This is a genomic window from Streptomyces avidinii (genome assembly GCF_014650695.1).
Lineage (GTDB): Bacteria > Actinomycetota > Actinomycetes > Streptomycetales > Streptomycetaceae > Streptomyces > Streptomyces avidinii.
Genome location: NZ_BMVL01000015.1, coordinates 128,396 through 150,423 on the forward strand (window position 1 = coordinate 128,396; position 22,028 = coordinate 150,423).

The 22,028-nt window shown below is 71.9% G+C and carries 24 protein-coding genes and 1 pseudogene; 7 read left to right on the plus strand and 18 right to left on the minus strand.

The window, feature by feature from the left end; translation table 11 throughout:
• Nucleotides 1–30: 30 nt before the first annotated feature.
• On the minus strand, nucleotides 31–702 hold the full coding sequence (phoP, locus tag IE257_RS30820) for a two-component system response regulator PhoP (protein ID WP_465270294.1): 672 nt from the start codon (nucleotides 700–702) through the stop codon (nucleotides 31–33).
• 80 nt (nucleotides 703–782) lie between these two features.
• Nucleotides 783–1,952, minus strand: a pseudogene (phoR, locus tag IE257_RS30825) (two-component system sensor histidine kinase PhoR); the annotation flags it as partial.
• 225 nt (nucleotides 1,953–2,177) lie between these two features.
• Between phoR and phoU the strand changes: the two are divergent.
• Nucleotides 2,178–2,855 (plus strand): phosphate signaling complex protein PhoU, encoded by a 678-nt coding sequence (gene phoU / locus IE257_RS30830; protein ID WP_030387284.1) that lies wholly within the window; start codon nucleotides 2,178–2,180, stop codon nucleotides 2,853–2,855.
• 127 nt (nucleotides 2,856–2,982) lie between these two features.
• A complete protein-coding gene (locus IE257_RS30835; protein WP_184791560.1) occupies nucleotides 2,983–3,132 on the plus strand; it encodes a hypothetical protein in 150 nt (49 codons plus the stop codon).
• Nucleotides 3,133–3,326: 194 nt separating this feature from the next.
• On the opposite strand, the gene IE257_RS30840 is transcribed toward IE257_RS30835, so the two are convergent.
• Nucleotides 3,327–4,088 (minus strand): phosphoglyceromutase, encoded by a 762-nt coding sequence (locus IE257_RS30840; RefSeq protein ID WP_030012610.1) that lies wholly within the window; start codon nucleotides 4,086–4,088, stop codon nucleotides 3,327–3,329.
• A 161-nt stretch (nucleotides 4,089–4,249) separates the two neighbouring features.
• Between IE257_RS30840 and IE257_RS30845 the strand changes: the two genes are divergently transcribed.
• On the plus strand, nucleotides 4,250–5,545 hold the full coding sequence (locus tag IE257_RS30845; RefSeq protein WP_189973147.1) for an MDR family MFS transporter: 1,296 nt from the start codon (nucleotides 4,250–4,252) through the stop codon (nucleotides 5,543–5,545).
• Nucleotides 5,546–5,606: 61 nt separating this feature from the next.
• Here IE257_RS30845 and IE257_RS30850 read toward each other — a convergent pair whose 3' ends face one another.
• Nucleotides 5,607–6,092, minus strand: a complete 486-nt coding sequence (locus IE257_RS30850) for a type III secretion system chaperone family protein (RefSeq protein WP_189973148.1) — start codon at nucleotides 6,090–6,092, stop codon at nucleotides 5,607–5,609.
• On the minus strand, nucleotides 6,085–7,455 hold the full coding sequence (gene mshA, locus IE257_RS30855) for a D-inositol-3-phosphate glycosyltransferase (protein WP_189973149.1): 1,371 nt from the start codon (nucleotides 7,453–7,455) through the stop codon (nucleotides 6,085–6,087). Before mshA ends, IE257_RS30850 begins: the two co-directional genes overlap by 8 nt.
• Before the next feature lie 218 nt (nucleotides 7,456–7,673).
• On the opposite strand from mshA, the gene IE257_RS30860 reads away from it, so the two are divergent.
• From IE257_RS30860 to IE257_RS30870, 3 genes are all read left to right on the plus strand, one after another.
• Nucleotides 7,674–8,495, plus strand: coding sequence for a class I SAM-dependent methyltransferase (locus IE257_RS30860; protein WP_189973150.1), 822 nt, complete (start codon nucleotides 7,674–7,676; stop codon nucleotides 8,493–8,495).
• A gap of 263 nt (nucleotides 8,496–8,758) precedes the next feature.
• On the plus strand, nucleotides 8,759–9,808 hold the full coding sequence (locus tag IE257_RS30865; protein WP_229920753.1) for a C40 family peptidase: 1,050 nt from the start codon (nucleotides 8,759–8,761) through the stop codon (nucleotides 9,806–9,808).
• A gap of 391 nt (nucleotides 9,809–10,199) precedes the next feature.
• Nucleotides 10,200–11,627 carry a PP2C family protein-serine/threonine phosphatase gene (locus tag IE257_RS30870; protein WP_189973152.1) on the plus strand — a complete coding sequence of 476 codons (1,428 nt, stop codon included), beginning with the start codon at nucleotides 10,200–10,202 and terminating at the stop codon, nucleotides 11,625–11,627.
• Nucleotides 11,628–11,650: 23 nt separating this feature from the next.
• Here the strand turns inward: IE257_RS30870 and IE257_RS30875 are convergent, their stop codons facing one another.
• From IE257_RS30875 to IE257_RS30905, 7 genes are all read right to left on the minus strand, one after another.
• Nucleotides 11,651–11,992 carry a DUF2516 family protein gene (locus IE257_RS30875; protein ID WP_189973153.1) on the minus strand — a complete coding sequence of 114 codons (342 nt, stop codon included), beginning with the start codon at nucleotides 11,990–11,992 and terminating at the stop codon, nucleotides 11,651–11,653.
• Nucleotides 11,993–12,133: 141 nt separating this feature from the next.
• Nucleotides 12,134–12,676: a hypothetical protein gene (locus IE257_RS30880; protein WP_189973154.1), complete on the minus strand. Its 543-nt coding sequence runs from the start codon at nucleotides 12,674–12,676 to the stop codon at nucleotides 12,134–12,136.
• Between the two features lie 24 nt (nucleotides 12,677–12,700).
• On the minus strand, nucleotides 12,701–13,084 hold the full coding sequence (locus IE257_RS30885; protein WP_052875667.1) for a helix-turn-helix domain-containing protein: 384 nt from the start codon (nucleotides 13,082–13,084) through the stop codon (nucleotides 12,701–12,703).
• Between the two features lie 97 nt (nucleotides 13,085–13,181).
• Nucleotides 13,182–13,529, minus strand: a complete 348-nt coding sequence (locus IE257_RS30890) for a DoxX family protein (RefSeq protein ID WP_189973155.1) — start codon at nucleotides 13,527–13,529, stop codon at nucleotides 13,182–13,184.
• A gap of 130 nt (nucleotides 13,530–13,659) precedes the next feature.
• Nucleotides 13,660–14,421, minus strand: a complete 762-nt coding sequence (locus tag IE257_RS30895) for a putative protein N(5)-glutamine methyltransferase (RefSeq protein WP_372453138.1) — start codon at nucleotides 14,419–14,421, stop codon at nucleotides 13,660–13,662.
• A 48-nt stretch (nucleotides 14,422–14,469) separates the two neighbouring features.
• Entirely contained in the window at nucleotides 14,470–15,714 is a 1,245-nt protein-coding gene (locus IE257_RS30900; RefSeq protein ID WP_189973156.1) for a GNAT family N-acetyltransferase, read from the minus strand.
• Nucleotides 15,715–15,759: 45 nt separating this feature from the next.
• Entirely contained in the window at nucleotides 15,760–16,359 is a 600-nt protein-coding gene (locus IE257_RS30905) for an RsiG family protein (protein ID WP_189973157.1), read from the minus strand.
• A gap of 136 nt (nucleotides 16,360–16,495) precedes the next feature.
• Between IE257_RS30905 and dtd the strand changes: the two genes are divergently transcribed.
• Entirely contained in the window at nucleotides 16,496–16,921 is a 426-nt protein-coding gene (gene dtd / locus IE257_RS30910; RefSeq protein ID WP_189973158.1) for a D-aminoacyl-tRNA deacylase, read from the plus strand.
• A 23-nt stretch (nucleotides 16,922–16,944) separates the two neighbouring features.
• Here the strand turns inward: dtd and ygfZ are convergent, their stop codons facing one another.
• The 6 genes from ygfZ to IE257_RS30940 all read right to left on the minus strand — a co-directional run bounded on the left by ygfZ (nucleotide 16,945) and on the right by IE257_RS30940 (nucleotide 22,019).
• Nucleotides 16,945–17,913, minus strand: a complete 969-nt coding sequence (gene ygfZ / locus IE257_RS30915; RefSeq protein WP_189973159.1) for a CAF17-like 4Fe-4S cluster assembly/insertion protein YgfZ — start codon at nucleotides 17,911–17,913, stop codon at nucleotides 16,945–16,947.
• A gap of 21 nt (nucleotides 17,914–17,934) precedes the next feature.
• Nucleotides 17,935–18,390, minus strand: coding sequence for a Fur family transcriptional regulator (locus IE257_RS30920; RefSeq protein WP_229920754.1), 456 nt, complete (start codon nucleotides 18,388–18,390; stop codon nucleotides 17,935–17,937).
• A gap of 69 nt (nucleotides 18,391–18,459) precedes the next feature.
• Complete coding sequence (locus tag IE257_RS30925; RefSeq protein ID WP_189973160.1) at nucleotides 18,460–19,032, minus strand: heme-binding beta-barrel domain-containing protein; 573 nt, start codon at nucleotides 19,030–19,032, stop codon at nucleotides 18,460–18,462.
• Nucleotides 19,033–19,312: 280 nt separating this feature from the next.
• Nucleotides 19,313–20,323 (minus strand): hypothetical protein, encoded by a 1,011-nt coding sequence (locus IE257_RS30930; RefSeq protein WP_229920755.1) that lies wholly within the window; start codon nucleotides 20,321–20,323, stop codon nucleotides 19,313–19,315.
• The gene (locus tag IE257_RS30935) at nucleotides 20,320–21,231 is read right to left on the minus strand and encodes a hypothetical protein (protein ID WP_229920756.1); all 912 of its coding nucleotides are present in this window, start codon (nucleotides 21,229–21,231) and stop codon (nucleotides 20,320–20,322) included. The genes IE257_RS30930 and IE257_RS30935 overlap by 4 nt, the downstream gene beginning before the upstream one ends.
• Nucleotides 21,228–22,019, minus strand: coding sequence for a hypothetical protein (locus IE257_RS30940; protein ID WP_229920757.1), 792 nt, complete (start codon nucleotides 22,017–22,019; stop codon nucleotides 21,228–21,230). Before IE257_RS30940 ends, IE257_RS30935 begins: the two co-directional genes overlap by 4 nt.
• Nucleotides 22,020–22,028 lie beyond the last annotated feature (9 nt).

Genomic DNA, 22,028 nt, shown 5'->3' on the forward strand with positions numbered 1-22,028 from the left:
TGCTCCGGCGGCCCGGCGGCCGGGTCCGGCCTACGGCTCGAACTTGTAGCCCAGGCCGCGGACCGTGACCAGGTAGCGCGGCGCGCCCGGGTCCGGCTCGATCTTGGCTCGCAGGCGCTTGACGTGGACGTCCAGCGTCTTGGTGTCGCCGACGTAGTCGGCGCCCCAGACCCGGTCGATGAGCTGCATGCGGGTCAGCACGCGGCCCGCGTTGCGCAGCAGCATCTCCAGCAGGTCGAACTCCTTCAGGGGGAGGTCCACCTTGCCGCCGGCGACGGTGACCACGTGGCGGTCGACGTCCATCCGTACGGGGCCGGCCTCCAGCGCCGCCGGGGTGACCTCCTCCGGCTCGCCGCGGCGGCGCAGCACCGCGCGGATGCGGGCGACCAGCTCGCGGGAGGAGAAGGGCTTGGTGACGTAGTCATCTGCTCCTATCTCCAGCCCGACGACCTTGTCGATCTCGCTGTCCTTGGCGGTCACCATGATCACGGGCACGTTGGACCGGCCGCGCAGCTGCCGGCAGACCTCGGTGCCGGGCAGGCCGGGAAGCATCAGGTCGAGGAGGACGAGGTCGGCGCCGTTGCGCTCGAACTCGTCCAGCCCGTCGGGCCCGGTCGCGGCGATGGCGACCTCGAAGCCCTCCTTGCGGAGCATGTAGGACAGGGCGTCGCTGAAGGATTCCTCATCCTCGACGACGAGCACTCGGGTCACGGAAGGACCTCCGGGGCAGGAATGGCTGGAGCGGTTCTGGTTCAGGCAGGGGTCGGGTGGGTGGCGGGGGCCGCCGCCGGGGCCGGCGCGGCCGCTTCGGGGAGTCGCAGGGTGAACGTGGAACCCTGTCCCTCCGAGCTCCAGACCGACACCTCCCCGCCGTGCGAGGCGGCCACGTGCTTCACGATCGCAAGGCCGAGGCCCGTTCCTCCCGTGGCGCGGGAGCGGGCCGGGTCCACGCGGTAGAAGCGCTCGAAGATGCGCTCGCGGTCCTTTTCCGGGATGCCGATGCCCTGGTCGGTCACGGCGATCTCGATCAAGTCTCCCCCAGGAGCCGTCACCCTGCGTCCGGCGATGCCGACGCGGGTGCGGGCGGGGCTGTAGTTGACGGCGTTCTCGACCAGATTTCCGAGGGCTGCCGCGAGCTGCCCGCGGTTGCCCCATACCCGCAGGTCGGCGGTACCGCCCGCGGCCATGGTGATCTGCTTGGAGGACGCCGTGTGGCGGCAGCGGTCGATGGCCTCGGCGACGAGCGTGTCCACGCGTACGGGCTCGGCGTCCTCCAGCGGGTCGTCGTTCTGTACCCGGGAGAGGTCGATGAGCTCCTGCACGAGGTTGATCAGCCGGGTGGACTCGATCTGCATGCGGCCGGCGAAGCGGCTGACCGCCTCGGGGTCGTCCGCGGCGTCCATGACGGCCTCGGACAGCAGGGAGATCGCCCCGACCGGGGTTTTCAGCTCGTGCGACACGTTGGCCACGAAGTCGCGGCGTACGGCCTCGATGCGACGGGCCTCGGTGAGGTCCTCGACCAGGAGGAGCACCAGGCGGGAGCCGAGCGGGGCGACGCGCGCCGAGACCGCGAGGGCCTCTCCCCGGCCGGTACCGCGTCGGGGCAGGTCCAGCTCGACCTGGCGTATCTCCCCGTCCCGGCGGGTGTCGCGGGCCATGTGGAGCATGGGCTCCACCGCCAGCTTGCCGCCGCGGACCAGTCCGAGGGCGTACGCCGCCGAGCTGGCCTTGACCACCGCGTCGCCCTCGTCCAGTACGACCGCCGAGGAGCGCAGCACGGAGAGGACGGTGTCCACTCCGGGCGGGAGCACCGCATTGATGTCGGGGCGCATGGAGCTCCGGGTGGGGCGGGCCTGGTCGCGCTCGCTCCAGCGGAACGCCAGCATCGCGATCACACCGGTGCAAAGACCGGCGATCGCTGCAGCTGCGGCGACCGCCGCGTTCACGTCCATGGATCCAGGTTAAGCAGGCCGGACGACACTTCCACAGCCGTTCGGGTGGCACCTCGAACACTCGTCGCCCAGAGTTCACCCTGGCGACCGGGTTGATTCACTTGGGATGCCGGAGTCGGACGCGTTTGCGGCTCACCGTGTCAACGTGGGGGCCGATGGCCGCCCCGGCCCGTCCAGGGCAGTGCTTGCAGTAGGCAGCAGTAGGTCGAGAGAGGGACACGAGACATGCGCGACGCGTACCACGAGGAACTGGACTCGATCGGAGAAGGCCTCGTCGAGATGGCCCGGCTGGTCGGTTCCGCGATCGGGCGGGCCACGACGTCCATGCTCGACGCCGACCTGAAGCTCGCCGAGAGCGTCATCGCCGCCGACCAGAAGGTCGACGACCTCCAGCACGACCTGGAGGCGCGCGCCATCGCCCTGCTGGCCCGCCAGCAGCCCGTGGCCACCGACCTGCGCATCGTGGTGACCTCGCTGCGGATGAGCGCCGACCTGGAGCGCAGCGGGGACCTGGCCCAGCACGTGGCGAAGCTCGCCCGGCTGCGCTTCCCGGACACAGCCGTGCCGCGCGACCTGCACGCCACCATCCTGGAGATGGGGCAGCTGGCGCAGCGCCTGATGGCGAAGGCCGCCGAGGTCATCATCACGAAGGACGTCGACCTCGCCCTCCAGCTGGAGCAGGACGACGACGAGATGGACCAGCTGCACCGCACGCTCTTCCAGCACCTGATGGACGACCGCTGGAAGCACGGCATCGAGACCGCGGTGGACGTGACCCTGCTGGGCCGCTACTACGAGCGCTTCGCGGACCACGCGGTGTCGGTGGCCAAGCGCGTGGTCTACCTGGTGACGGGTGAGCACGCGGACGACCTCCAGCAGCCGACCCAGGTCGACGGGGTCTGAGCCGGGCATCCCGTCCGAGCCCCAATGCGCCGTTGACGCGCCGGTACGGCTGGGCATCAATGAGGGCGAGAGCGGTCGTCGTACGAAGTCCCGTATGCCGCGGGGCACCGCTCTACGAGGAGGAACCATGCCCGATTCCCCCGTCCCGATCACCCCGGAGCAGGCGGAGCCGCCGCGGCCGGAGCCGCTGCGGCTGCCCCTGCTCGCGGCCTGCGGCTGCGGCTCGGGCTGCGGCTGCGGCTGCCAGTCCGGCGCCCCCTGCCAGTGCGGCGGCTGACCGCCGCCACCGGCTGCACACGCGCACGAAGGCCCCGCCCGAGTCTCTTCGGCCGGGGCCTTTCGCGTACCCGCACAGGGAACCGCCGCGGAGCGGCTCCCCCTGAGCCGATCTTCACGAAATCCTACGCACCGGCGCAGACGAAAGCCCCCGACCCGCACCATGCGTGCGGGTCAGGGGCATGATCACTCTTCTTACTTCTTCTTGCCCTGGTTCTTGACCGCCTCGATGGCCGCCGCGGCGGCGTCCGGGTCGAGGTAGGTGCCGCCCGGGGTGAGGGGCTTGAAGTCGGCGTCCAGTTCGTAGACGAGCGGGATGCCGGTCGGAATGTTCAGGCCCGTGATGTCGGCGTCGGAGATGCCGTCCAGGTGCTTGACCAGACCGCGCAGGGAGTTGCCGTGCGCGGCGACCAGGACCGTGCGGCCGGCCAGCAGGTCCGGGACGATGCCGTCGTACCAGTACGGCAGCATGCGCTCGACGACATCCTTGAGGCACTCCGTGCGCGGGCGCAGCTCGTTCGGGATCGACGCGTAGCGCGGGTCCGCGGACTGCGAGAACTCCGTACCGTCCTCCAGGACCGGCGGCGGGGTGTCGTACGAGCGGCGCCACAGCATGAACTGCTCCTCGCCGAACTCCGCGAGGGTCTGCGCCTTGTCCTTGCCCTGGAGCGCACCGTAGTGGCGCTCGTTCAGGCGCCAGGAGCGGTGCACCGGGATCCAGTGGCGGTCGGCGGCCTCCAGCGCGAGCTGCGCGGTGCGGATGGCGCGCTTCTGGAGGGAGGTGTGCAGCACGTCGGGCAGCAGGCCGGCGTCCTTGAGCAGCTCACCGCCGCGGACCGCCTCCTTCTCGCCCTTCTCGGTGAGATTGACGTCCACCCAGCCGGTGAACAGGTTCTTCGCGTTCCAGTCGCTCTCGCCGTGGCGGAGGAGGATCAGCTTGTACGGTGCGTCGGCCATGCGCACGAGCCTAATGGACGCCCGGGCGGGCTCGCGCGCGGTGCCGGGTGCCGGCGGATTGACGGCCCGCGTCAATCGAGTGGCGCTCGGATCCTCGGCAATCGTAATGTGCCCACTGCAAGAGAGACGCTTACATACTGATGCCCCGGGGGGAACTTTCCATGTCCGCTGCCCGTATCGGACAAGCCGCCCGGGAGAGCGTCTCGGGGCTGCCGCCCGCGTTCTGGTGGCTCTGGACGAGCACCCTCGTGAACCGCCTCGGGGCCTTCGTCGCCACCTTCATGACCCTGTACCTGACCGTCGACCGCGGCTACTCGGCCTCCTTCGCGGGACTCGTGGTCGCCCTCCACGGGCTGGGCGGGGTCATCTCCTCCCTCGTCGCCGGTGTGATGACCGACCGGCTGGGGCGCCGTCCCACGCTGCTGGCCGCCCAGGCCTCGACCGCCTTTTCGGTGGCGCTGCTGGGCTTCATGGAGCACCCGGCGGCGATCGCGGCCGTGGCCCTGCTCGTCGGCATGACCTCGAACGCCTCCCGGCCGGCGGTCGCCGCGATGATGGCGGACATCGTCCGCCCCGAGGACCGCGTACGGGCCTTCGCGCTCAACTACTGGGCCATCAACCTCGGCTTCGCCATCAGCTCCATGGTGGCGGGCCTGATCGCGCAGCACAGCTACCTGGCAGGCTTCCTGGGCGAGGCGGCCCTGACGCTGACCTGCGCGGTGCTGGTCTTCGTGAAGCTGCCCGAGTCCCGCCCGGAGAAGGCAGCGACGCAGACGGCCGTCGAGGCGGAGGTCGGCCTGGGCACGGTGCTGCGCGACGGGCGCTACATGGGCGTGGTCGGGCTGTCCTTCCTGATCTCGCTGATCTACATGCAGGGGGCGTTCGGACTGCCGCTGGCGATGGGGGCGGCGGGCTTCTCCACCACCGACTACGGCCTGGTCGTCGCCGTCAACGGCATCCTGATCGTGCTGCTCCAGATCCCCGTCACCCGATTCATCGAACACCGCGATCCGCAGAAGCTGCTGGTGCTCTCGGCGCTGCTGGCGGGGTACGGATTCGGCCTCACGGCCTTCGGCGGCTCGGTCGGGGCCCTCGCCCTGACCGTCTGCGTCTGGACCCTGGCCGAGATCATCAACTCGCCGACCCAGATGAGCCTGGTCGTCCGGCTCTCCCCGCTGCACGGGCGCGGCCGCTACCAGGGCGTGTACACGCTGTCGTGGGCGGTGGCCTCGCTGGTGGCGCCGCTGCTGGCGGGCACGGTCATCGACCGGTTCGGCGCGCCCTGGCTCTGGGGGACCACGGCCGGCCTCGGCACGGTCGCGGCCGTCGGCTACTGGCTGCTGATGCGGAACCTCCCCCGGAGTGACGGGGGTGTGGCCGGGGCCGGGGCCTCGGGTGCGGGTGCGGGTGCTCCCGCACCGGCGTCCGCGCCGGCTCCGGCCGCCGCGGAGGGGTGAGCGCGGCTCCGGACCCGCGGCGCCGCCGCTCCCGCCACCGCCGACGCGTGAGAGCGCGGGGTCAGGACGGGCGCGTGAGGTGCTTGAAGGCGTCGAGGTTGAAGGTCGGCTCGCCGCGCGAGACCCGCCATTCGTACTCGCGCCGGATCGCGCTCGCGAAGCCCAGCTCCAGCAGGGTGTTGAAGGAGCCGTCCGCCGCCTCCAGGACCGTGCCGAGCAGCCGGTCCAGCTCCTCCGGGTCGACGACCGACAGCGGGAGCCGGGCCGTCAGGTAGATGTCGCCGAGGCGGTCCACCGCGTACGCCATGCCGTACAGCTTGAGGTTGCGCTCCAGCAGCCAGCGGTGGACGCCCGCCTCGTTCTCGTCGGGGTGGCGGATCACGAAGGCGTTGACCGACAGCGAGTGCCGGCCGACCTTGAGCGAGCAGGTGGTGCTCAGCTTGCGGGTGCCGGGGAGCTGGACGACGTAGGACCCCTTCTCGGGGCTCTCCCAGCTCAGCTCCGCGGCGGTGAGCGCGCTCTCGATGATCTCGGCGGTGTCAGCCATGGTGGGAGCGTACGCGACGGCGATGATCATGCATGGCCGCGGTGTAGACGTCGGCCGTGCCGCTCGCCGCGGTGTCCCAGCCGAAGAACTGCGCGTGCCGCGCCGCGTCCGCGCCCATCCGGTCCGCGAGCCCGGGCTCGTCCACGAAGCGCCGCAGCTCACGCGCGTAGTCCACCGGGTCGTGCCCGGGTACGAGGATCCCCGTGACCCCGTCGTTGACAGCGACGGGCAGCCCGCCGACCTCGGCGGCGAGCACCGGCGTGCCGGCGGCCTGGGCCTCTATCGCGACGAGCCCGAAGGACTCGCTGTAGGAGGGCATGACCAGCACGGACGCCGCCCGGAACCAGTCGGCGAGCCCGTCCTGAGCGACGGGCGGGTGGAAGTGCACGAGGTCGGCGATGCCGAGCTTCGCGGCGAGCTTCTGCAGGCCCTCGGGCTTGGCGAGGCCGCTGCCGCTGGGGCCGCCGACGACGGGGACGAAGAGGCGGCGGCGCAGCGAGGGGTCCTGGTCGACCATGACGGCGACGGAGCGCAGCAGGATGTCGGGGGCCTTCAGCGGCTGGATCCGCCCGGCGAACAGCGGGATGACGGCGTCCTGCGGCAGGCCGAGGCGGGCGCGGGCGGCGGCCCGGCCGTCGCCGACCGTGAAGCGGTCGAGGTTCACGCCGGGGTGGACGACGGCCACCTTGGCGGGGTCGGCCTCGTAGTGCCGGACGAGCTCGTCGGCCTCCTCGGCGGTGTTCGCGATGAGCCGGTCGGCGGCGGCCACGATCTGGGTCTCGCCTATGACCCGCGCGGCGGGCTCGGGCGTGTCCCCCTCGGCCAGCGCCGCGTTCTTGACCTTCGCCATGGTGTGCATGGCGTGCACGAGGGGGACGCCCCAACGTTCGGCGGCGAGCCAGCCCACGTGGCCGGAGAGCCAGTAGTGGGAGTGGACGAGGTCGTAGTAGCCGGGGCGGTGGCCGGCCCAGGCCTGCATCACGCCGTGGGTGAAGGCGCACAGCTGGGCGGGGAGCTCCTCCTTGGCGAGGCCCTCGTAGGGGCCCGCGTCCACGTGCCGTACGAGGACACCGGGGGCCAGGTCGACCACGGGCGGCAGCCCGCCGGTGGTGGCCCGGGTGAAGATCTCGACCTCGATGTTGATCGCGGCGAGCCGCTTGGCCAGCTCCACGATGTAGACGTTCATGCCGCCCGCGTCGCCGGTGCCGGGCTGGTGCAGCGGTGAGGTGTGCACGCTGAGCATGGCCACGCGGCGCGGCTTGCGGTGGTGGCCGACGGCCGGAAGGCGCAGGCGGGGCGGCTCGTACCGGGTGGCACGGGCGGCGGCGAGGCGACCACTGAGGCGGGACACGTACTGGCTCAAGGGACCAGTCCTCTCGGCTCGGACGGCGCGCGCACGACGCTCGGACGGCATGCCGGACGGCATGACGGCGGGAGCGCGGAAGGCGCCCTGCAAGGAGTGCAACCCGGATGGCTGTCTCCCGCATTCCGGGCTGCACGGTTTTCCTGCGGGTTTCCTCGTCCCCATGGGCGCGTCGCGGGATTTTCATGGTGTGCGGACCCTCCGCTTACTCTCGGCTCATGGCCTCCCGCAGTACCCCGTCCTCCCGCCGCGCGCCCGGCCGCCCCGTGGGCTCGGTGACGCGCGGGACGACGAATCCGAACCGATTGCGCCGGATGGACCGCTGGATCGCGGCCACCCACGGGGCCGCGCTGCGGCGCGCGGAGGCTCCGGTCGCGGTCGACCTCGGCTACGGGGCCGCGCCCTGGACTGCGGTCGAGCTGCTGGCGCGGCTGCGGGACGCGGCCCCGCGGGTGCGGGTGGTCGGCATCGAGATCGAGCCGGCGCGGGTGGCGGGGGCGAAGCCGTACGAGCGGGAGGGGCTGAGCTTCCGGCACGGCGGTTTCGAGGTGCCGCTGGACGGCGGGGCCCGGCCGGCGCTGATCCGCGCGGCGAACGTACTGCGCCAGTACGACGAGGAGCAGGTCGCGGAGGTGTGGGCGCGGCTGTGCGCGCGGCTGGCCCCGGACGGGCTGCTGGTGGAGGGGACCTGCGACGAGATCGGGCGGCGGCACGTGTGGGTGGCGCTGGGGCCGGAGGGGGCGCGCACGGTGACGTTCGCGACCCGGCTGGGCTCCCTGGAGCGCCCCTCGGACCTGGCGGAGCGGCTGCCGAAGGCGCTGATCCACCGGAACGTGCCGGGCGAGCCGGTGCACGCGTTCCTGCGGGACTTCGACCGGGCCTGGGCGGCTGCGGCCCCGTACGCCGCCTACGGGGCGCGGCAGCGCTGGATCCGGACGGCGCGGGCGCTCGCCGGGGACTGGCCGCTGGTGGACGGTCCCCGGCGGTGGCGGCAAGGGGAACTGACGCTGCCCTGGGAGGCGTTGCGCCCGGTGGGGTGAATGCGGCGGGGTGGGGAACCGGCGGCTCGGGTGATCCGTTGAGCCGTGAGGAGCCGGGGGCAGGGGTCCGTTGGGGCGGACAAGATCGGGACGCCGTCCACAAGGGTGTTGGAATTCATCGACTCGTGGCACCATCCCGATGGCGGTGACAAGTTACTGATGAATAGTCAGATCTGATACCAGGTCTGGCTCGGGTGCCTGGGGGGACCATGGGAGCCGTAGGGCGACGACGCGGCGCGAGCTCGCTCGTGCTGGTGTGCACGATGGCGGTGCTGACGGCGCCGGGCCTCGCGACGGGCATGGCGTACGCGGCTCCGGCGGCCCCCGCGGCCCCGGCCTCACCGGCCGCCCCTGCGGCGCCACTGCCCGAGCCGGGCAGCAAGTCCTTGGAGCAGGTCCGCAAGGAGATCGAGGGGCTGTACCGGCAGGCGGGCACCGCCACCGACGCCTACAACCTCGCCGAGGCCGAGACCAAGGCCCAGTCGGACAAGATCGTCGAGATCGCCAAGCTCGTCGTCGCCGGCAAGGAGAGGATCGCCGCCCTGAAGAACCGGGCGGGCGCCGCCGCTCGCGCCCAGTACCGCTCGGGCGGCATGCCGCCGGGCGCGCAGCTGGCGCTGAGCGACGACCCGAACCAGTTCCTCGACGGGGCCGGCAGGCTGCGCCAGGGCGAGAAGGCCACCTCGGGCCTGCTCTCCGAACTGGACCGGACCCAGGCGGACTTGCAGCGCTACGCCACGGAGGCGGGCGAGCGCTGGGCCACCCTGGAGGCCAACCGCATCAAGTCGGAGGAGTCCAAGAAGCAGATCGAGGAGAAGATCAAGGCCGCGGAGGAGCTGGAGAGCAAGCTGGAGGCCGAGGAGAAGGCCCGGCTGATCCAGCTGGAGCAGGAAGCCCAGTACAAGGCTCAGACGGCATGGCTGTCGACGGGCGCGATGAAGGACGTCAACGGCAAGGCGACCGAAGCCGGCAGGCTGGCCGTGCAGTTCGCCACCGCCCAGATGGGCAAGCCGTACAAATGGGGCGCCGTCGGTCCGGACTCCTACGACTGCTCCGGGCTGACCTCGCAGGCCTGGCGCGCAGCGGGCAAGGGCATCCCGCGCACCTCTCAGGAGCAGCTGCGGCTGCTGCCGAAGGTCGCGCTGAAGGACATGCGGCCGGGCGACCTGATCATCTACTTCGACGACGCGAGCCACGTGGGGATGTACGTCGGCGACGGTGCGATGGTCCACGCGCCGCGGCCCGGCCGGAACGTGACGATGGCGGGCGCCGGCTCGATGCCGATCAAGGCAGTGGTCCGCCCCGACGCGTAGCCCCTGCGGGGTCGCTCGGCGGTCCCGTACGGTGCGGCCCCGTTCCGGCCCCACCGGGGCTCCGGGCCCCGCTCCTCAAACGCCGGAGAGGCTGGAGAGGGCGCGGCGGGGCGAAAATTCGGCCTCACCGGCGTTCGAGGCGCGGGGTCCGGGGCGGAGCCCCTCGATTTCGGGCGGCGGAGGCAACCCGGTGGGGCTCGGGGACGTCTCGATGGACGGGACTGAACGCGGCCCCGCCGTGACCTTTGTCATCCAGTGAGGCCGATTTTCCCCCGCGATAGCCGCATATGCCGGAGGCGCTCACCAAGAACGGCATTCCGTTCGCCGGGCCGGGACCGCTAGGGTCTGCCGGACGAGCGCACCCTCGGGGGGAGGGAAGGAACCGGAGACGATGCCCGTACCCGTACCGCGGCAGAGGGACACCCCGGCCACGGAGAGCGGTCAGGCCGTTCTGTACACCGCCGCCCCGGCCGCAACCGGCACGGGCGTCGCGCAGGCGACCCCTCAGCTCCCTCACCCCACCCAGCCCCCGGCGCCACAGACTCCGGTGCCACAGACCCCGGCCCCGGCCCCGGCCCCGGCCCCGCACACGAGCCAGCTGACCCTCCTGGTCATCGAGGACGACCCGGCCGGCGGCCTCACCGTCCCCGAGATCCTCGACGCGGACGGCCACCGCATCCGGCTCCGCACCGCCCGCAACCTCACCGAGGCCGAGCGGCTGCTCACGCCCGACGTGCACTGCATCCTGCTGGACCTGTCCCTCCCGGACACCAGCGCCCGGATGCCGGGTGTCGCGGCCACCGCCACGGCGACGGCCACCGGCACGACCACGACCACCGCCGTGGACCAGCTGCTCGCCCTCCGCCAGGTGCTGCGCCTCGCCCCGCACCACGCCGTCCTCGTCCTCACCGGCGAGGACGATGCCGAGCGCGCCGCCGAGGCCGTCCGGGTCGGCGCCCAGGACTTCCTCTTCCGGGACGAGCTGGACGGCCGGCTGCTGAGCCGCGCCATCCGCTACGCCGTGGAGAGAAAACGGGCGGACATCGCCCAGTACAAGCTCGCAGAATCGAAACTGCGCGCCCAGGAGAACGCCCGCCTCGAACGCGGTCTGCTCCCCACGCCCCTCCTGGAGGGCTCCGACCTCCGCTTCGCCGCCCGCTACCGCCCCGGCCGCAGCCGAGCCCTGCTCGGAGGCGACTTCTACGACACCGTCCGCACCCCCGACGGCACCGTCCACGCCATGATCGGCGACGTCTGCGGCCACGGCCCCGACGAGGCCGCGCTCGGCGTCGAGCTCCGCATCGCCTGGCGCGCCCTGACCCTCGCCGGCCTCTGCGGCGACGACCTGCTGGCCACCCTCCAGGAGGTCCTGGAGGTGGAGCGGCCCTGCGAGGAGATCTTCGCGACGCTGTGCACGGTCGACATAGCCCCGGACGGCCGCCGCGCCGGACTCTGCCTGGCCGGCCATCCGGCACCGCTGATCTCCCGGCCGGGCCGCCGCGCGCGGCTGCTCCCGTACGAGAACAGCGGCCCGGCCCTCGGCCTGCTGCCCCGGGCCCGCTGGCCGCGCCGCCAGGTCGAGCTGGGCGGCAGCTGGAGCCTGATGCTCTACACCGACGGGCTGATCGAGGGCCGCATCGGCGAGGGCAAGGAGCGCCTGGGCCAGGACGGGATGGTCGACATGATCAACCGGCACCTGGACCGCGGACTGAGCGGTGAGGGCCTGCTGGAGGCCTCCGTCACCGAGGCCCGCCGGCTCAACGGCGGCGAGCTCACCGACGACGTGGCCGTGGTGCTGCTCTCCCGCGCCGAGGGCTGAACGGCCGGGGACGGGCGGTGCGGCTACCGTCCGCCGTTGTAGGGCCCGTACGGGCCGTCACTGCTGCTGCCGCCGCGCCGGCCGCCACCGCCGCCCGAGACCTGCTTGAGGGCGGGGCGCACGTCCACGAAGAACACGATGGTCGCGACGAGACCGGCGATCTGCAGGAACAGCATCCCGAGGAAGAAGTCCACGGCGACGGTGACGCCGAGGATGACCAGCCAGAAGGTCTTGCTCTGCTTGTCGGCCGCCCGGTACGCGTCGTCCCGCGCCACCAGCGCGAACACGAAGGCCACGACCGCGAGCACCAGCATGGCGAGCCCGAGGAACGGGATCACGCCTCGATCGAACCCTTCCATCAACATCGCTTCGACCGCCTTCTCAGCTTCTTCTTCGCACTTCGGATGCCGCCCGTCTCCACGCTACCGGCACGGACGCCCTCATGAACCACAACGGGCCGGGCACCTGAAGGGTGCCCGGCCCGCCGTCGCTCATGCGGCCGTGCTTCAGCTCGCGTCGTCCGCCGTGACCGAGGCCTTCTTGGCCGTGGTCCTGCGCGCGGGGGACTTCTTGGCCGCGGGCTTCTCGTCGGCGGCGGCCTCGGCGACCGGCTCCTTCGCCGGCTCCGCCTCGGCCTCGGGCTCGACGGCCACGGCGATGTCGACGATCTCCGCGGAGACCTCGCCGCGCCAGCTGCGCACGGCCTGCTCGCCGTGCTCGGCGACCTTGTCGTAGGTCTCCTTGGCGCGCACCGCGTACTCGGCGGCCACGCCGACACCGCGCAGCGCCAGGTCCTGGGCGGTCTCCCCGAGCTTCTTCGGGTCGATCGCGCCGAGCACCTCGGCGACCTTGGCGGTGACCGCTTCCTGTACGGCCTTCGGGTCCGTGTTCTTCACGGCCTCGATGCGCGCGGGGGCCTCGGCGCGCAGCTGCTCGATCAGGTCGGGCACCTTCTTGGCCTGCTGCACGGCCAGGTCGGCCGTGCCCGCGGCGAAGTAGAGGGGAGTGGGGTCGGTGAGGGTCTTCTTCAGGTCATCGGCGATGGCCATGCTGCTGGTCCTCCCGGATCAACTTCAGTTCGTCTTCGACGGCATCTCGTCGGCGGGCGCTTCGAGCGCGTTCTCCTTGCGGAACGACTCGTAGATCTGGAGCAGCACCTGCTTCTGCCGCTCGTTGATGGACGGGTCGGCGAGTATGACGGCTCGCGTCTCCACCTCGTCCGGGTCCCGCTCATCCAGGATCCCGGCCTGCACGTACAGCGTCTCCGCGGAGATCCGCAGCGCCTTGGCCAGCTGCTGCAGGATGTCCGCGCTCGGCTTGCGCAGCCCGCGCTCGATCTGGCTCAGGTACGGATTCGACACCCCCGCCTGCTCGGCCAGCTGGCGCAGCGAGAGCTGAGCCTGCCGCCGTTGCTCACGGAGGTACTCGCCGAGATTTCCGACGTTGAGCGATGCCATGCTGTGATCCTGCCCGACTCTGCTAACTATTGCAAGCGCCCTGCTTGCAACATCTCCCACCGACCCCCGACCCCGCGCCACCCACCCCGCCCGGGGCTCAGCCGCCCATCGCGAGGGCCAGGGTGGCCACCGCCGGGGCTGCGTAGATCACCGGGAAGGCCACGTGGGCGTAGGACTTCGCCCGGAGCACCGTGAGCACCGCCCCCGCGAAGTAGAGGGTGATGCCGAGGGCCGCCGCGATGCCGATCGCCGGGACGAAGACTCCCGCCACCAGGCCCGCCGCCCCCGCGGCCTTCGCGACGCCGAGCCAGGTCCACCACGTACGCGGAACCCCGTACGCGGCCAGCGGCTCGACGACCCACTTCGCCCCGAGGAAGACCGAGGCCGCCGAGAACCCGACCATGAACGCGCCGACCAGGGCAAGGACAACAGCGGTGGTGGACATCTGACGCTCCCCTCGGGCGGGCCCCGGGACGGACTCGTCCCGGTCGGTTTCCCGCCTGCTTCACTCCACTGACCCGCCCCGCCCCGCACATGTGACAGCCCGCGCGCGGAAACTTCTCGCCGGCCGCGCGTCAGGCGGTTCCGATCACCACCGTCGCGTACAGCTCCTCAGACGTGACCGCCCGGACCGCGAGGCCCGCCGAGGCCAGCGCCGAGGCCGTCGACGGGGACTGGCGGGCGCTCGTCTCGATCAGCAGCCGGCCCCCCGGGGCCAGCCAGGGCAGGGCTCCGGCCGCCACCCGGCGGTGGACGTCCAGACCGTCGGCCCCGCCGTCCAGGGAGACCAGCGGCTCGTGCTCCCGCGCCTCCGCCGGCATCAGGCCGATCTCCTCCGTCGGCACGTACGGGGCGTTGACCACCAGCACGTCCACCCGGCCGCGCAGCGACGACGGGAGCGCGGCGTACAGGTCGCCCTCCCACACCCGGCCGCCGTACGGGGCCACGTTGCGCCGCGCGTACGCCAGCGCCGCCGGGTCGATGTCCGCCGCGTGCAGCTCCACGCCGCCCACCAGCTGCGCGGCCACCGCCGCACCCAGGGCGCCGACCCCGCAGCACAGGTCCAGCACCACCGCGCCGGGCCGGGCCAGCACCACCGCCTCCTGCACCAGGAACTCCGTGCGCCGGCGCGGTACGAAGGCCCCCGCGCCGACCTCCATGCGCAGACCGCAGAACTCCGCCCAGCCGACGACGTGTTCCAGCGGTTCGCCGCCCACGCGGCGGGCCAGCAGCTCCGCGAGGTGGTCGGCGTCGGCGGCGGCCCCGGTGAGGAGCTCGGCCTCCTCCTCGGCGAACACGCAGCCTGCGGCCCGCAGGGATTCCACAAGTGACGTCAAATGCCTCAGTCCTCGGTGAACGATCGGTCAGTGATCAAGGATCCGGGATCAGAAGATGTCCGGGCACCACGGGCGGCGCGCGGTACGGAACACCGCGTCCGCCAGCGCCACCGCCCCCGGCCGCTCCTCGCCCACCCGGCCCAGCGCGGCCAGCCGCGCCGCCGACGTGTCGCCCAGGTACAGGGAACCCAGCGCGGCTACGTCCAGCCGCAGGTCCGCCGCCTCCGACGTCCGCTCGCACGTGCCGGCGCCCGCGTCCAGCCGGTAGCGGCCGGCCGCCGGGCCCCCCTCGTCGGTGACCTCCAGGACGAGCACCCCGGGCACCTCGTACGTCCGCGCGCCGAGCGCCCGTACGACGTCCAGCACCCGCACCCACAGGAAGTCCGCCGCGGAGACGATCCGGGCCGACCGCGGGTCGGGCAGCAGCTGCGGGCAGAGGTCGTCGGGGGCCCGGTAGCCGGTGCGGACCTTCTGCACCCAGTCGATGGAGCACAGGAACTGCCACAGGGCCCGCTCCGCCTGCGGGGTGAGCGCCACCAGGTCGCGGACCCGCACGGTGTTCAGCGGGACCTTCGCGTCCGACCAGTGGTCGTCGGCGCTGTAGACGACGAAGCCGGCCGCCTCCCCCTCCGCCGTCCGGTACACGGCGTGGAACTTGTCCTTGTAGGGGCGGTACGACCACTGCTCCAGGCCCGTCGCCAGGCTCCACCAGCGCTCGTCGCGGTTGACCACCCCGGGCGTGACCGCCCGCAGCCGCTCGTGCAGCCCGGGCCCCACCCGCCGCAGTTCCTCCACGTCCACCAGCTCGATCCGCCCGCCGTCCACGGGCGCCGACAGCCTCCGGTCCAGCCCGGTGCGCGGTACGTCGATCTCCCACTCCACGAACGAGGTGGCGGGCCCGAAGCCGTAGCGCCCGTAGATCGGGTACTCGGCGGCGATCAGCGTGGCCAGCGCGTCGCCGCGCGCCGCGGCCGCGGCGAACTCGGCGGCCATCATCCGGGTCAGCAGACCCTGGCGGCGGTGGGTGGGCAGCACGCCCACGTTGGAGACGGCGCTGGTGCGGACGGCCGCCCCGCCGGGCACGGTCAGTTCCTGCGGGAAGGAGCGCAGGGCAGCCACACAGCGCCCGCTGTCGGAGTCGAACGCTCCCAGCATCCGGGAGAAGTCGCTGTACTTGGCCCGCTGCGCTATGTCGGCGTCGCTCACCGGGCTCGTGGTCAGGAAGCCGGTGTGCACCGTGCGCAGCCAGTGGGGGAGCTCGGATTCGGCGATCGGCCGGACGTCAGCAGTCATAGCCGCCCACGCTAATCTTCCGACCGCCGCCGGTCGCCCGATTTTCTACGCCAGCAGGTCGTCCACCTGCGCCTCGCCCTCCCGGTACCGGCGAGTGATCTCGGCAGTGCAGTCGTCCACCGTGCGCTGGAGCTGCTGGCGGCGCCGCGAGACCTGCTGCTCGTAGCGCACCAGCCGGCCCAGCCCGTCGTGCAGCTCGTTGTCCGTGCGGGCGCCGAGGTCCGAGAGCTCCACGTCGGACAGCATCTCCGCCGCCAGCAGCCGGTACTCCTCGCTGTGCGGGGTACCCAGCGTGACGTGCCGGGCGGAGGCGCTGCGGCTGGAGGGTGCGTCGGCGAGGATCACCGAGAGCCGGTCCACCACCGGCGCCTCGGGGTCCGTCCGCCGGGCCGCCTCGGGGTCCGCCCGCCGGGCCAGCTCGGCCCGCAGGATGTCGATGCGGCCCTGGAGCAGTCTGCGTACATAGCTCAGATCGGCCTCGTCGCGCTGCGCGTCGCGGCGCAGGGCGCGCAGCTCCGGCAGTCCGAGCGCGATCGCCGGGGCCGGCTGCCCCTGCGTCTCGGCCGTGCGCTGCGCGGGTGGTCTTGCCGCGGCAGCTGCGACGGAGGCGGGTGATGCAGGTACGGAGGTACCAGAAGTATTCATACGAACGAGTCCGTCCCCTCGACCGGTGCGGCGCACCCGCACCGCCTGCGTGCATCGTGCCACTCTCCGTGGCCCGGGTGCAGTCCCACGCCACCCGATCGGCCCCGGACGGGTGCAAGCCTGGTACACAGGTGGTATGCGAGCAGTGGTGCAGAGGGTGGACGGCGCGAGCGTCGTCGTGGACGGCGCGATTGTGGGCGAGATCGTCGGCGAGGGGCTGTGCGTGCTGGTGGGGGTGACCCACGACGACACCCCGGAGAAGGCGGCGGTGCTGGCGCGCAAGCTGTGGTCCGTGCGGATCCTGGAGGGCGAGAAGTCCTGCAGCGACAACGGCGCACCGCTGCTGGTGATCTCCCAGTTCACGCTCTACGGCGACGCTCGCAAGGGCCGCCGCCCCACCTGGAACGCGGCGGCTCCCGGCCCGGTCGCCGAGCCGCTGGTCGACGAGGTCGTGGCGCAGCTGCGCGCGCTGGGCGCGACGGTGGCGACGGGCCGGTTCGGCGCGGACATGAGGGTCTCGCTGACCAATCACGGCCCGTTCACCATCGTCATCGACGTCTAGGACGTCCTGACGTCCAGGACCCCTTACGGGGCTACGACGACCTCCTGGGCGGCAGCCGTCGACCCGGCCAGCAGCGGCGCGTCGACCGGCACGTTTCGCTTGACCAGTGCGAGCGCGATCGGGCCCAGCTCGTGGTGGCGGACGGCAGTGGTCACGAAGCCCAGCTGGCGGCCCTCCTCCCCGTCCGCGGCCAGCCGCAGCGGGGTGCCGTGCGCCGGGAGCAGCACCTCCGAGCCGTCCAGGTGCAGGAAGACCAGGCGGCGCGGGGGCTTGCCCAGGTTGTGGACGCGGGCCACCGTCTCCTGGCCGCGGTAGCAGCCCTTCTGCAGGTGCACGGCCGTGCCGATCCAGCCCAGCTCGTGCGGGATCGTCCGGTGGTCGGTCTCCAGGCCCAGCCGCGGCCGGTGCGCCTCGACGCGCAGGGCCTCGTACGCGAGGAGTCCGGCGGCCGGGCCGTGCCCGGCGGCGAAGGACTCCAGCTCGGCGCGGGGCAGGAAGACGTCCCGGCCGTGCGCGGTCTCCCGTACGACGTGCTCCTTGGCGACCTCCGCGATGGAGCCGGCCGGCAGGTGCACGACCGCGAACTCCTCGGTGCGGTCGGCGACTTCGACGCGGTAGAAGAACTTCATGGACTCCAGGTAGGCGATCAGCTCGGCCTGGGTGCCCGGTTCCACGTGCGCCCACGTGGTCTCGCCGTCGTCGACGAGGTAGAGCGCGTGCTCGATGTGGCCGTTGGCGGAGAGGATCAGCGCCTCGGTGGCCTGCCCGGCCGGCAGCTCGGTCAGGTGCTGGGTGAGCAGCAGGTGCAGCCAGCTCAGGCGTTCCGGCCCGCTGACGGTGACGACCCCGCGGTGGGAGAGGTCGACGAAGCCGCGGCCCTCCGCGAGGGAGCGCTGTTCGCCGTACAGCTCGCCGTAGTGGGCGGCGACGCCCTCGTCACGGCCTTCGGCCGGTACGGCGCCGGGGAGATGGAGCAAGGGGCTGCTGGTCATGGGACCAAGCGTACGACCCTGCTACGGCTGAGCGGCACGCTGCTTGGCGGCGCACTCCCGGCACAGGCCGAAGATCGCGAAGTGCTTCATGTCGGTCTCGAAACCGAAGGTGGTGCGGAGCTTCGCCGTGAAGTCGGCGGCCACGTCCACATCCGCCTCGATGACCTCGGCGCAGTCGCGGCACACCAGGTGGATGTGGTGGTGCCGGTCGGCGAGGTGGTAGGTGGGGGCCCCGTGCCCGAGGTGGGCGTGCGAGACCAGCTTGAGCTCCTCCAGGAGCTCCAGCGTGCGGTAGACGGTGGAGATGTTGACCCCGGAGGCGGTCCTGCGCACCTCGACGAGGATCTCGTCCGGGGTGGCGTGTTCCAGGGCGTCGACCGCTTCCAGCACGAGCTGGCGCTGCGGTGTCAGCCGGTATCCGCGCTGCCGCAGGTCGCTCTTCCAGTCAGAGCCTTCGGTGTCCACGCTGCTCCCCACCCGGTCAGTGTATGCGCGCGAAGGGGACCCCGGGCGATCCCGCGGTCCCCTTTCGCACTGCCTGTGGACTCAGCGGAAGAAGGCGATGCCGTCGTCCGGCATGTCCGGGAGGTTGCGCGCCATCTCGGCGACCTCCTCGGGCGTGACGACCTTCTTCAGCTGGGCCGACATGTACGGACGCAGCTCGACATCCGGCGTGGCCTTCTCGCCGACCCACATGAGGTCGCTCTTCACGTAGCCGTAGAGCCGCTTGCCGCCGCTGTACGGGCCGGAGGCCGCGGTACGGGCGACCGCGTCGGTGACCAGGTCGATCTGCGGCTTCTGGTCGGCGAGCTCGCCGTACCAGACCTCGACGACGCCCTGGTCGCGGACCATGACGATCTCGACCTTGCGGTCCTTGTCGATGCGCCAGTAGCCCGACTCGGACTCCAGCGGGCGCACCTTGTTGCCCTCGGAGTCGAGGACCCAGGAGTGGGAGGTGTACTCCAGGAAGTCCCGGCCGTCGTGGCTGAAGACGACCTCCTGGCCGAAGTTGCACTTCTCCTCACCGGGGAAGTCGAAGACGCCCGCACCCTCCCAGTTGCCGAGGAGGAAGGCGAGGGGGACGAGGCCCGGGTTCAGGTCGGACGGGATCTGGATCATGAATGGCTGCTCAGGCGATCTGTGGGAGGGGTTCCGGGGCGGTCAGCTGGGCGGACGCTCAGCGCTGACCCTGGTACAGCTTCTTGACGGCCAGGCCGGTGAAGGCCATGACGCCGACGCAGACCAGGACCAGCAGGGAGGTGAAGACTGCCTCAAGCACGGGGTGCTCCTCGGAATTCGTTCGGGGGGTACGGGCCGGTCCCCAAGCCTACTGGCCCGGGGCCGGGCGCACTCTGCGAGGTGGCCCGTACCCGTCGGCCCGTACCGCCGGTCCCGTCGGTCAGCTCAGCAGCTGGCTCTGCAGGATCACGCTCTGGTGGAAGGGAACGGGGGCCACCTCGCCCTTGCGGGTCTGGATGACCATGCCGAGGACGTCACCCGTCCGGAGGCACCCGATCTTGGTCTGCTCCTCGCCGAGGAGGGGCTTCAGCTCCTGGTAGACGCTGAGCTCGGTGCCGTCGAAGTTGGCCGCCCCCGGGAAGTCCAGCGTGGTGCTGTTCATCTGGGTGCCCTTGGCCCTGCTCCACACGTCGTCCAGGTCGAGGGCCGAGACCCCGTTCAGCCGCATGTTGCTGTCACAGCCCTTGAACGCGTCCACGAAGCCCGAGGAGTGGAAGCGCAGCAGGTAGACGTGCGTGCGCGTGCCGTCCGACGTCGTCCAGCCCCGGCCGGTGATCTGCCGCAGCCCGTCCCATTCGAGGGACTGCTTCAGCTTCTCGCGAGTGTCGGGCGTGTACTCCTCCAGGAAGGTGTCGACCGACACCGCCCCGTCCTCGTCCGCCTTGACCGCGTCGTCGGCCTTGGCGCCCACGGGAGCGGGCAGCAGCAGACCGCTGAGGGGCGCGTAGTGCGTCCCGTCCTTGTTGTCCGGGCCCTGGGGCAGGGGGGCACCCGCAGGCAGGGCCGGCCGGGACAGCGCCGGGAACGTCCAGCGGCCGTCCCCCTCGGTGGCCAGGCCGGGGATGTCGGTGCGCTCGGGCACCGTGATCCCGTACGCGACCCCTGTGCCGACGGCGGCGAAGACGGCGACTGCGGCGGTCCAGCGCAGGGCGGCGAACAGCTTGCGCCGGTCCTTGGGCGGGGCCGGCACGGCCTCGGGGGCCTCGACGGTCTCGGCGCCCGCGTCGGTGACGGTCTCGGCAGCCGTCTCGCCGGCGGTCTCGGCGGCCGTATCGCCGAGAGTCCCGGATGCCGTCTCGGTGACGGTCCCGGGTGCCTCCGCAGCAGGCTCGGGCGTCGCCGCGGGCACCGGCTCGGGCTCGGTGGCCGCGGTGGTGGTCTGCTCGCTCACGCGGACTCTCCGGGGGACTTGAGGTGGTCGAGTTGCTGCTTGAACAGGCCCGCGGCGTCCTTCACCACGAATCCCTCGCTCCCGTACATCCGGAAACTCACCATGACGTCTCCTTCGACGGCCAGGCAGTCGAGGGCGTCGATCTTGTTCTTCTTGTCCTTCTTCTCGATGACGATGGGGTTCACCGAGCACTTGGCCTGCGGGTGGCCGTCCACCTTCGGCGCCTCGCCGGCGGAACCGCCGAGCGCGATCAGCTTCCCGGCGAACTCACCGAACTTCGCGAGCTGTGCCGGGTCGGCCTGGACGAGCTGGATCTCGGCGACGACACCGCCGCCGACGCCGTCCTTGCGCGAGTAGCTGCGCCCGGCCAGGCCCTTGAGCTTCAGGTCGGCGAGCACCTTGTCCCGTTCGGTGCGCTCGCTGCTGGACAGGCCCTTGCGGGCGTCCTTGAAGCTCTCCAGCGCCCGCTCGCCCGAGAGGGAGTAGAAGTTGCCCTCCTTGTCGATGTCGGGGCCGGGCCAGTAGTCGTTGGGCATCGGCAGCAGCTTGCCGGTGAGCGCGTTCGGGGGCACGGACGGCACCGGGGCCTGCGTACCACTGGTCGTGTGGTCCGCGGCCAGCCAGTACCGCGTCGGCGAGGTCCGGTCGGCTCCGGCGAGCGCGGCCGCCGCCCCGACGCCGGCGCCCACGAGGACGACGGCGCCCACGGCTGCCGCCACCAGGGTGACCACCTTGCGGTTCACCTTGGGCGCGGGACCGGCAGCGGCCGGCTGCTCCGGCTCGGGCAGGGTCGCGACGTCACCCGCGGCCTCGGTCCCGGTCCCGGTCTCCGTTGCAGCCTCGACCGTGGCCTCGTCCTCGACCCGGACCTCGGCCTCCGCGCCGGTCACGTTCTGCTGCTCGCTCACAGCCGCTCCATCTGTCGCTTGGCCAGGTCGGCCAGGACGCTCTCGTCGACCTCGCCGCGGTTGTTCGTGTACTGGATGCTCACCACGATGTCGCCGCGGCGGACGACGGCACGGCCGCTGCGCAGCGGGTGGTAGCCGGGCTTCTCGTTCGCCTCCGAGTCGACCCACATGTGGCCGAACTCCTCGGGAACACCCGGCACCTCCTTGCCCGCGTTGCCCGCGTACTCCTTGGTGGGCATGTAGTGCTCGATGCCCAGCTGGAAGTCCTCGGCCTCGTTGCGGTTGCTGAACCGGAGCAGGTTGATCTCGACGAAGTTCCGGTCGGACTCGGTCCAGTCCGCGGAGGCGATGCTCCGGATCCGGTCGGTGATGAGTCCGCCGAGACCGCCGGAGGCCTCCTTGTAGTACCCGGCGGCGAACATGTCCACGGACACGGCGCCCGAGAAGTCACTCTTCGCTCCGCCCGGAACGTCCAGCAGCTTCTTGGCCAGTTCCTCGTCCGCCTTGTGCCAGCGGTTGGCGTTGATCGAGCGCCGGGTCGTGGTGTCGCTCATCGCCTGCGGCTTCGGTGCGGCCATCTTCTGCTGGGCCAGCGGCGGCAGGGCCGTGGGCTCGCGGTGGTACTGGACCGCGTAGCCGGTGATCGTCCCCGCGAGGACGCCGAGCGCGGCCGCGCCCGCGATCAGGAGGGTCGTGCGGCCCGTCCGGCGGCGCGGGGCCGAAGCGTCCGATTCCGGTGCGCTTTCCTCCCCTTTCCGCTGCTCAGGGATGGTCTGTTCGTGTTCCAAAGGGGTCCC

Coding starts and splice junctions, on each gene's coding strand:
- phoU (WP_030387284.1), top strand. CDS start 2,178: ATGCGCGACGCGTACCACGAGGAACTGGACTCGATCGGAGAAGGCCTC.
- IE257_RS30835 (WP_184791560.1), top strand. CDS start 2,983: ATGCCCGATTCCCCCGTCCCGATCACCCCGGAGCAGGCGGAGCCGCCG.
- IE257_RS30840 (WP_030012610.1), bottom strand. CDS start 4,088: ATGGCCGACGCACCGTACAAGCTGATCCTCCTCCGCCACGGCGAGAGC.
- IE257_RS30845 (WP_189973147.1), top strand. CDS start 4,250: ATGTCCGCTGCCCGTATCGGACAAGCCGCCCGGGAGAGCGTCTCGGGG.
- IE257_RS30850 (WP_189973148.1), bottom strand. CDS start 6,092: ATGGCTGACACCGCCGAGATCATCGAGAGCGCGCTCACCGCCGCGGAG.
- IE257_RS30860 (WP_189973150.1), top strand. CDS start 7,674: ATGGCCTCCCGCAGTACCCCGTCCTCCCGCCGCGCGCCCGGCCGCCCC.
- IE257_RS30865 (WP_229920753.1), top strand. CDS start 8,759: ATGGCGGTGCTGACGGCGCCGGGCCTCGCGACGGGCATGGCGTACGCG.
- IE257_RS30870 (WP_189973152.1), top strand. CDS start 10,200: ATGCCCGTACCCGTACCGCGGCAGAGGGACACCCCGGCCACGGAGAGC.
- IE257_RS30875 (WP_189973153.1), bottom strand. CDS start 11,992: ATGTTGATGGAAGGGTTCGATCGAGGCGTGATCCCGTTCCTCGGGCTC.
- IE257_RS30880 (WP_189973154.1), bottom strand. CDS start 12,676: ATGGCCATCGCCGATGACCTGAAGAAGACCCTCACCGACCCCACTCCC.
- IE257_RS30885 (WP_052875667.1), bottom strand. CDS start 13,084: ATGGCATCGCTCAACGTCGGAAATCTCGGCGAGTACCTCCGTGAGCAA.
- IE257_RS30890 (WP_189973155.1), bottom strand. CDS start 13,529: ATGTCCACCACCGCTGTTGTCCTTGCCCTGGTCGGCGCGTTCATGGTC.
- IE257_RS30900 (WP_189973156.1), bottom strand. CDS start 15,714: ATGACTGCTGACGTCCGGCCGATCGCCGAATCCGAGCTCCCCCACTGG.
- IE257_RS30905 (WP_189973157.1), bottom strand. CDS start 16,359: ATGAATACTTCTGGTACCTCCGTACCTGCATCACCCGCCTCCGTCGCA.
- dtd (WP_189973158.1), top strand. CDS start 16,496: ATGCGAGCAGTGGTGCAGAGGGTGGACGGCGCGAGCGTCGTCGTGGAC.
- ygfZ (WP_189973159.1), bottom strand. CDS start 17,913: ATGACCAGCAGCCCCTTGCTCCATCTCCCCGGCGCCGTACCGGCCGAA.
- IE257_RS30925 (WP_189973160.1), bottom strand. CDS start 19,032: ATGATCCAGATCCCGTCCGACCTGAACCCGGGCCTCGTCCCCCTCGCC.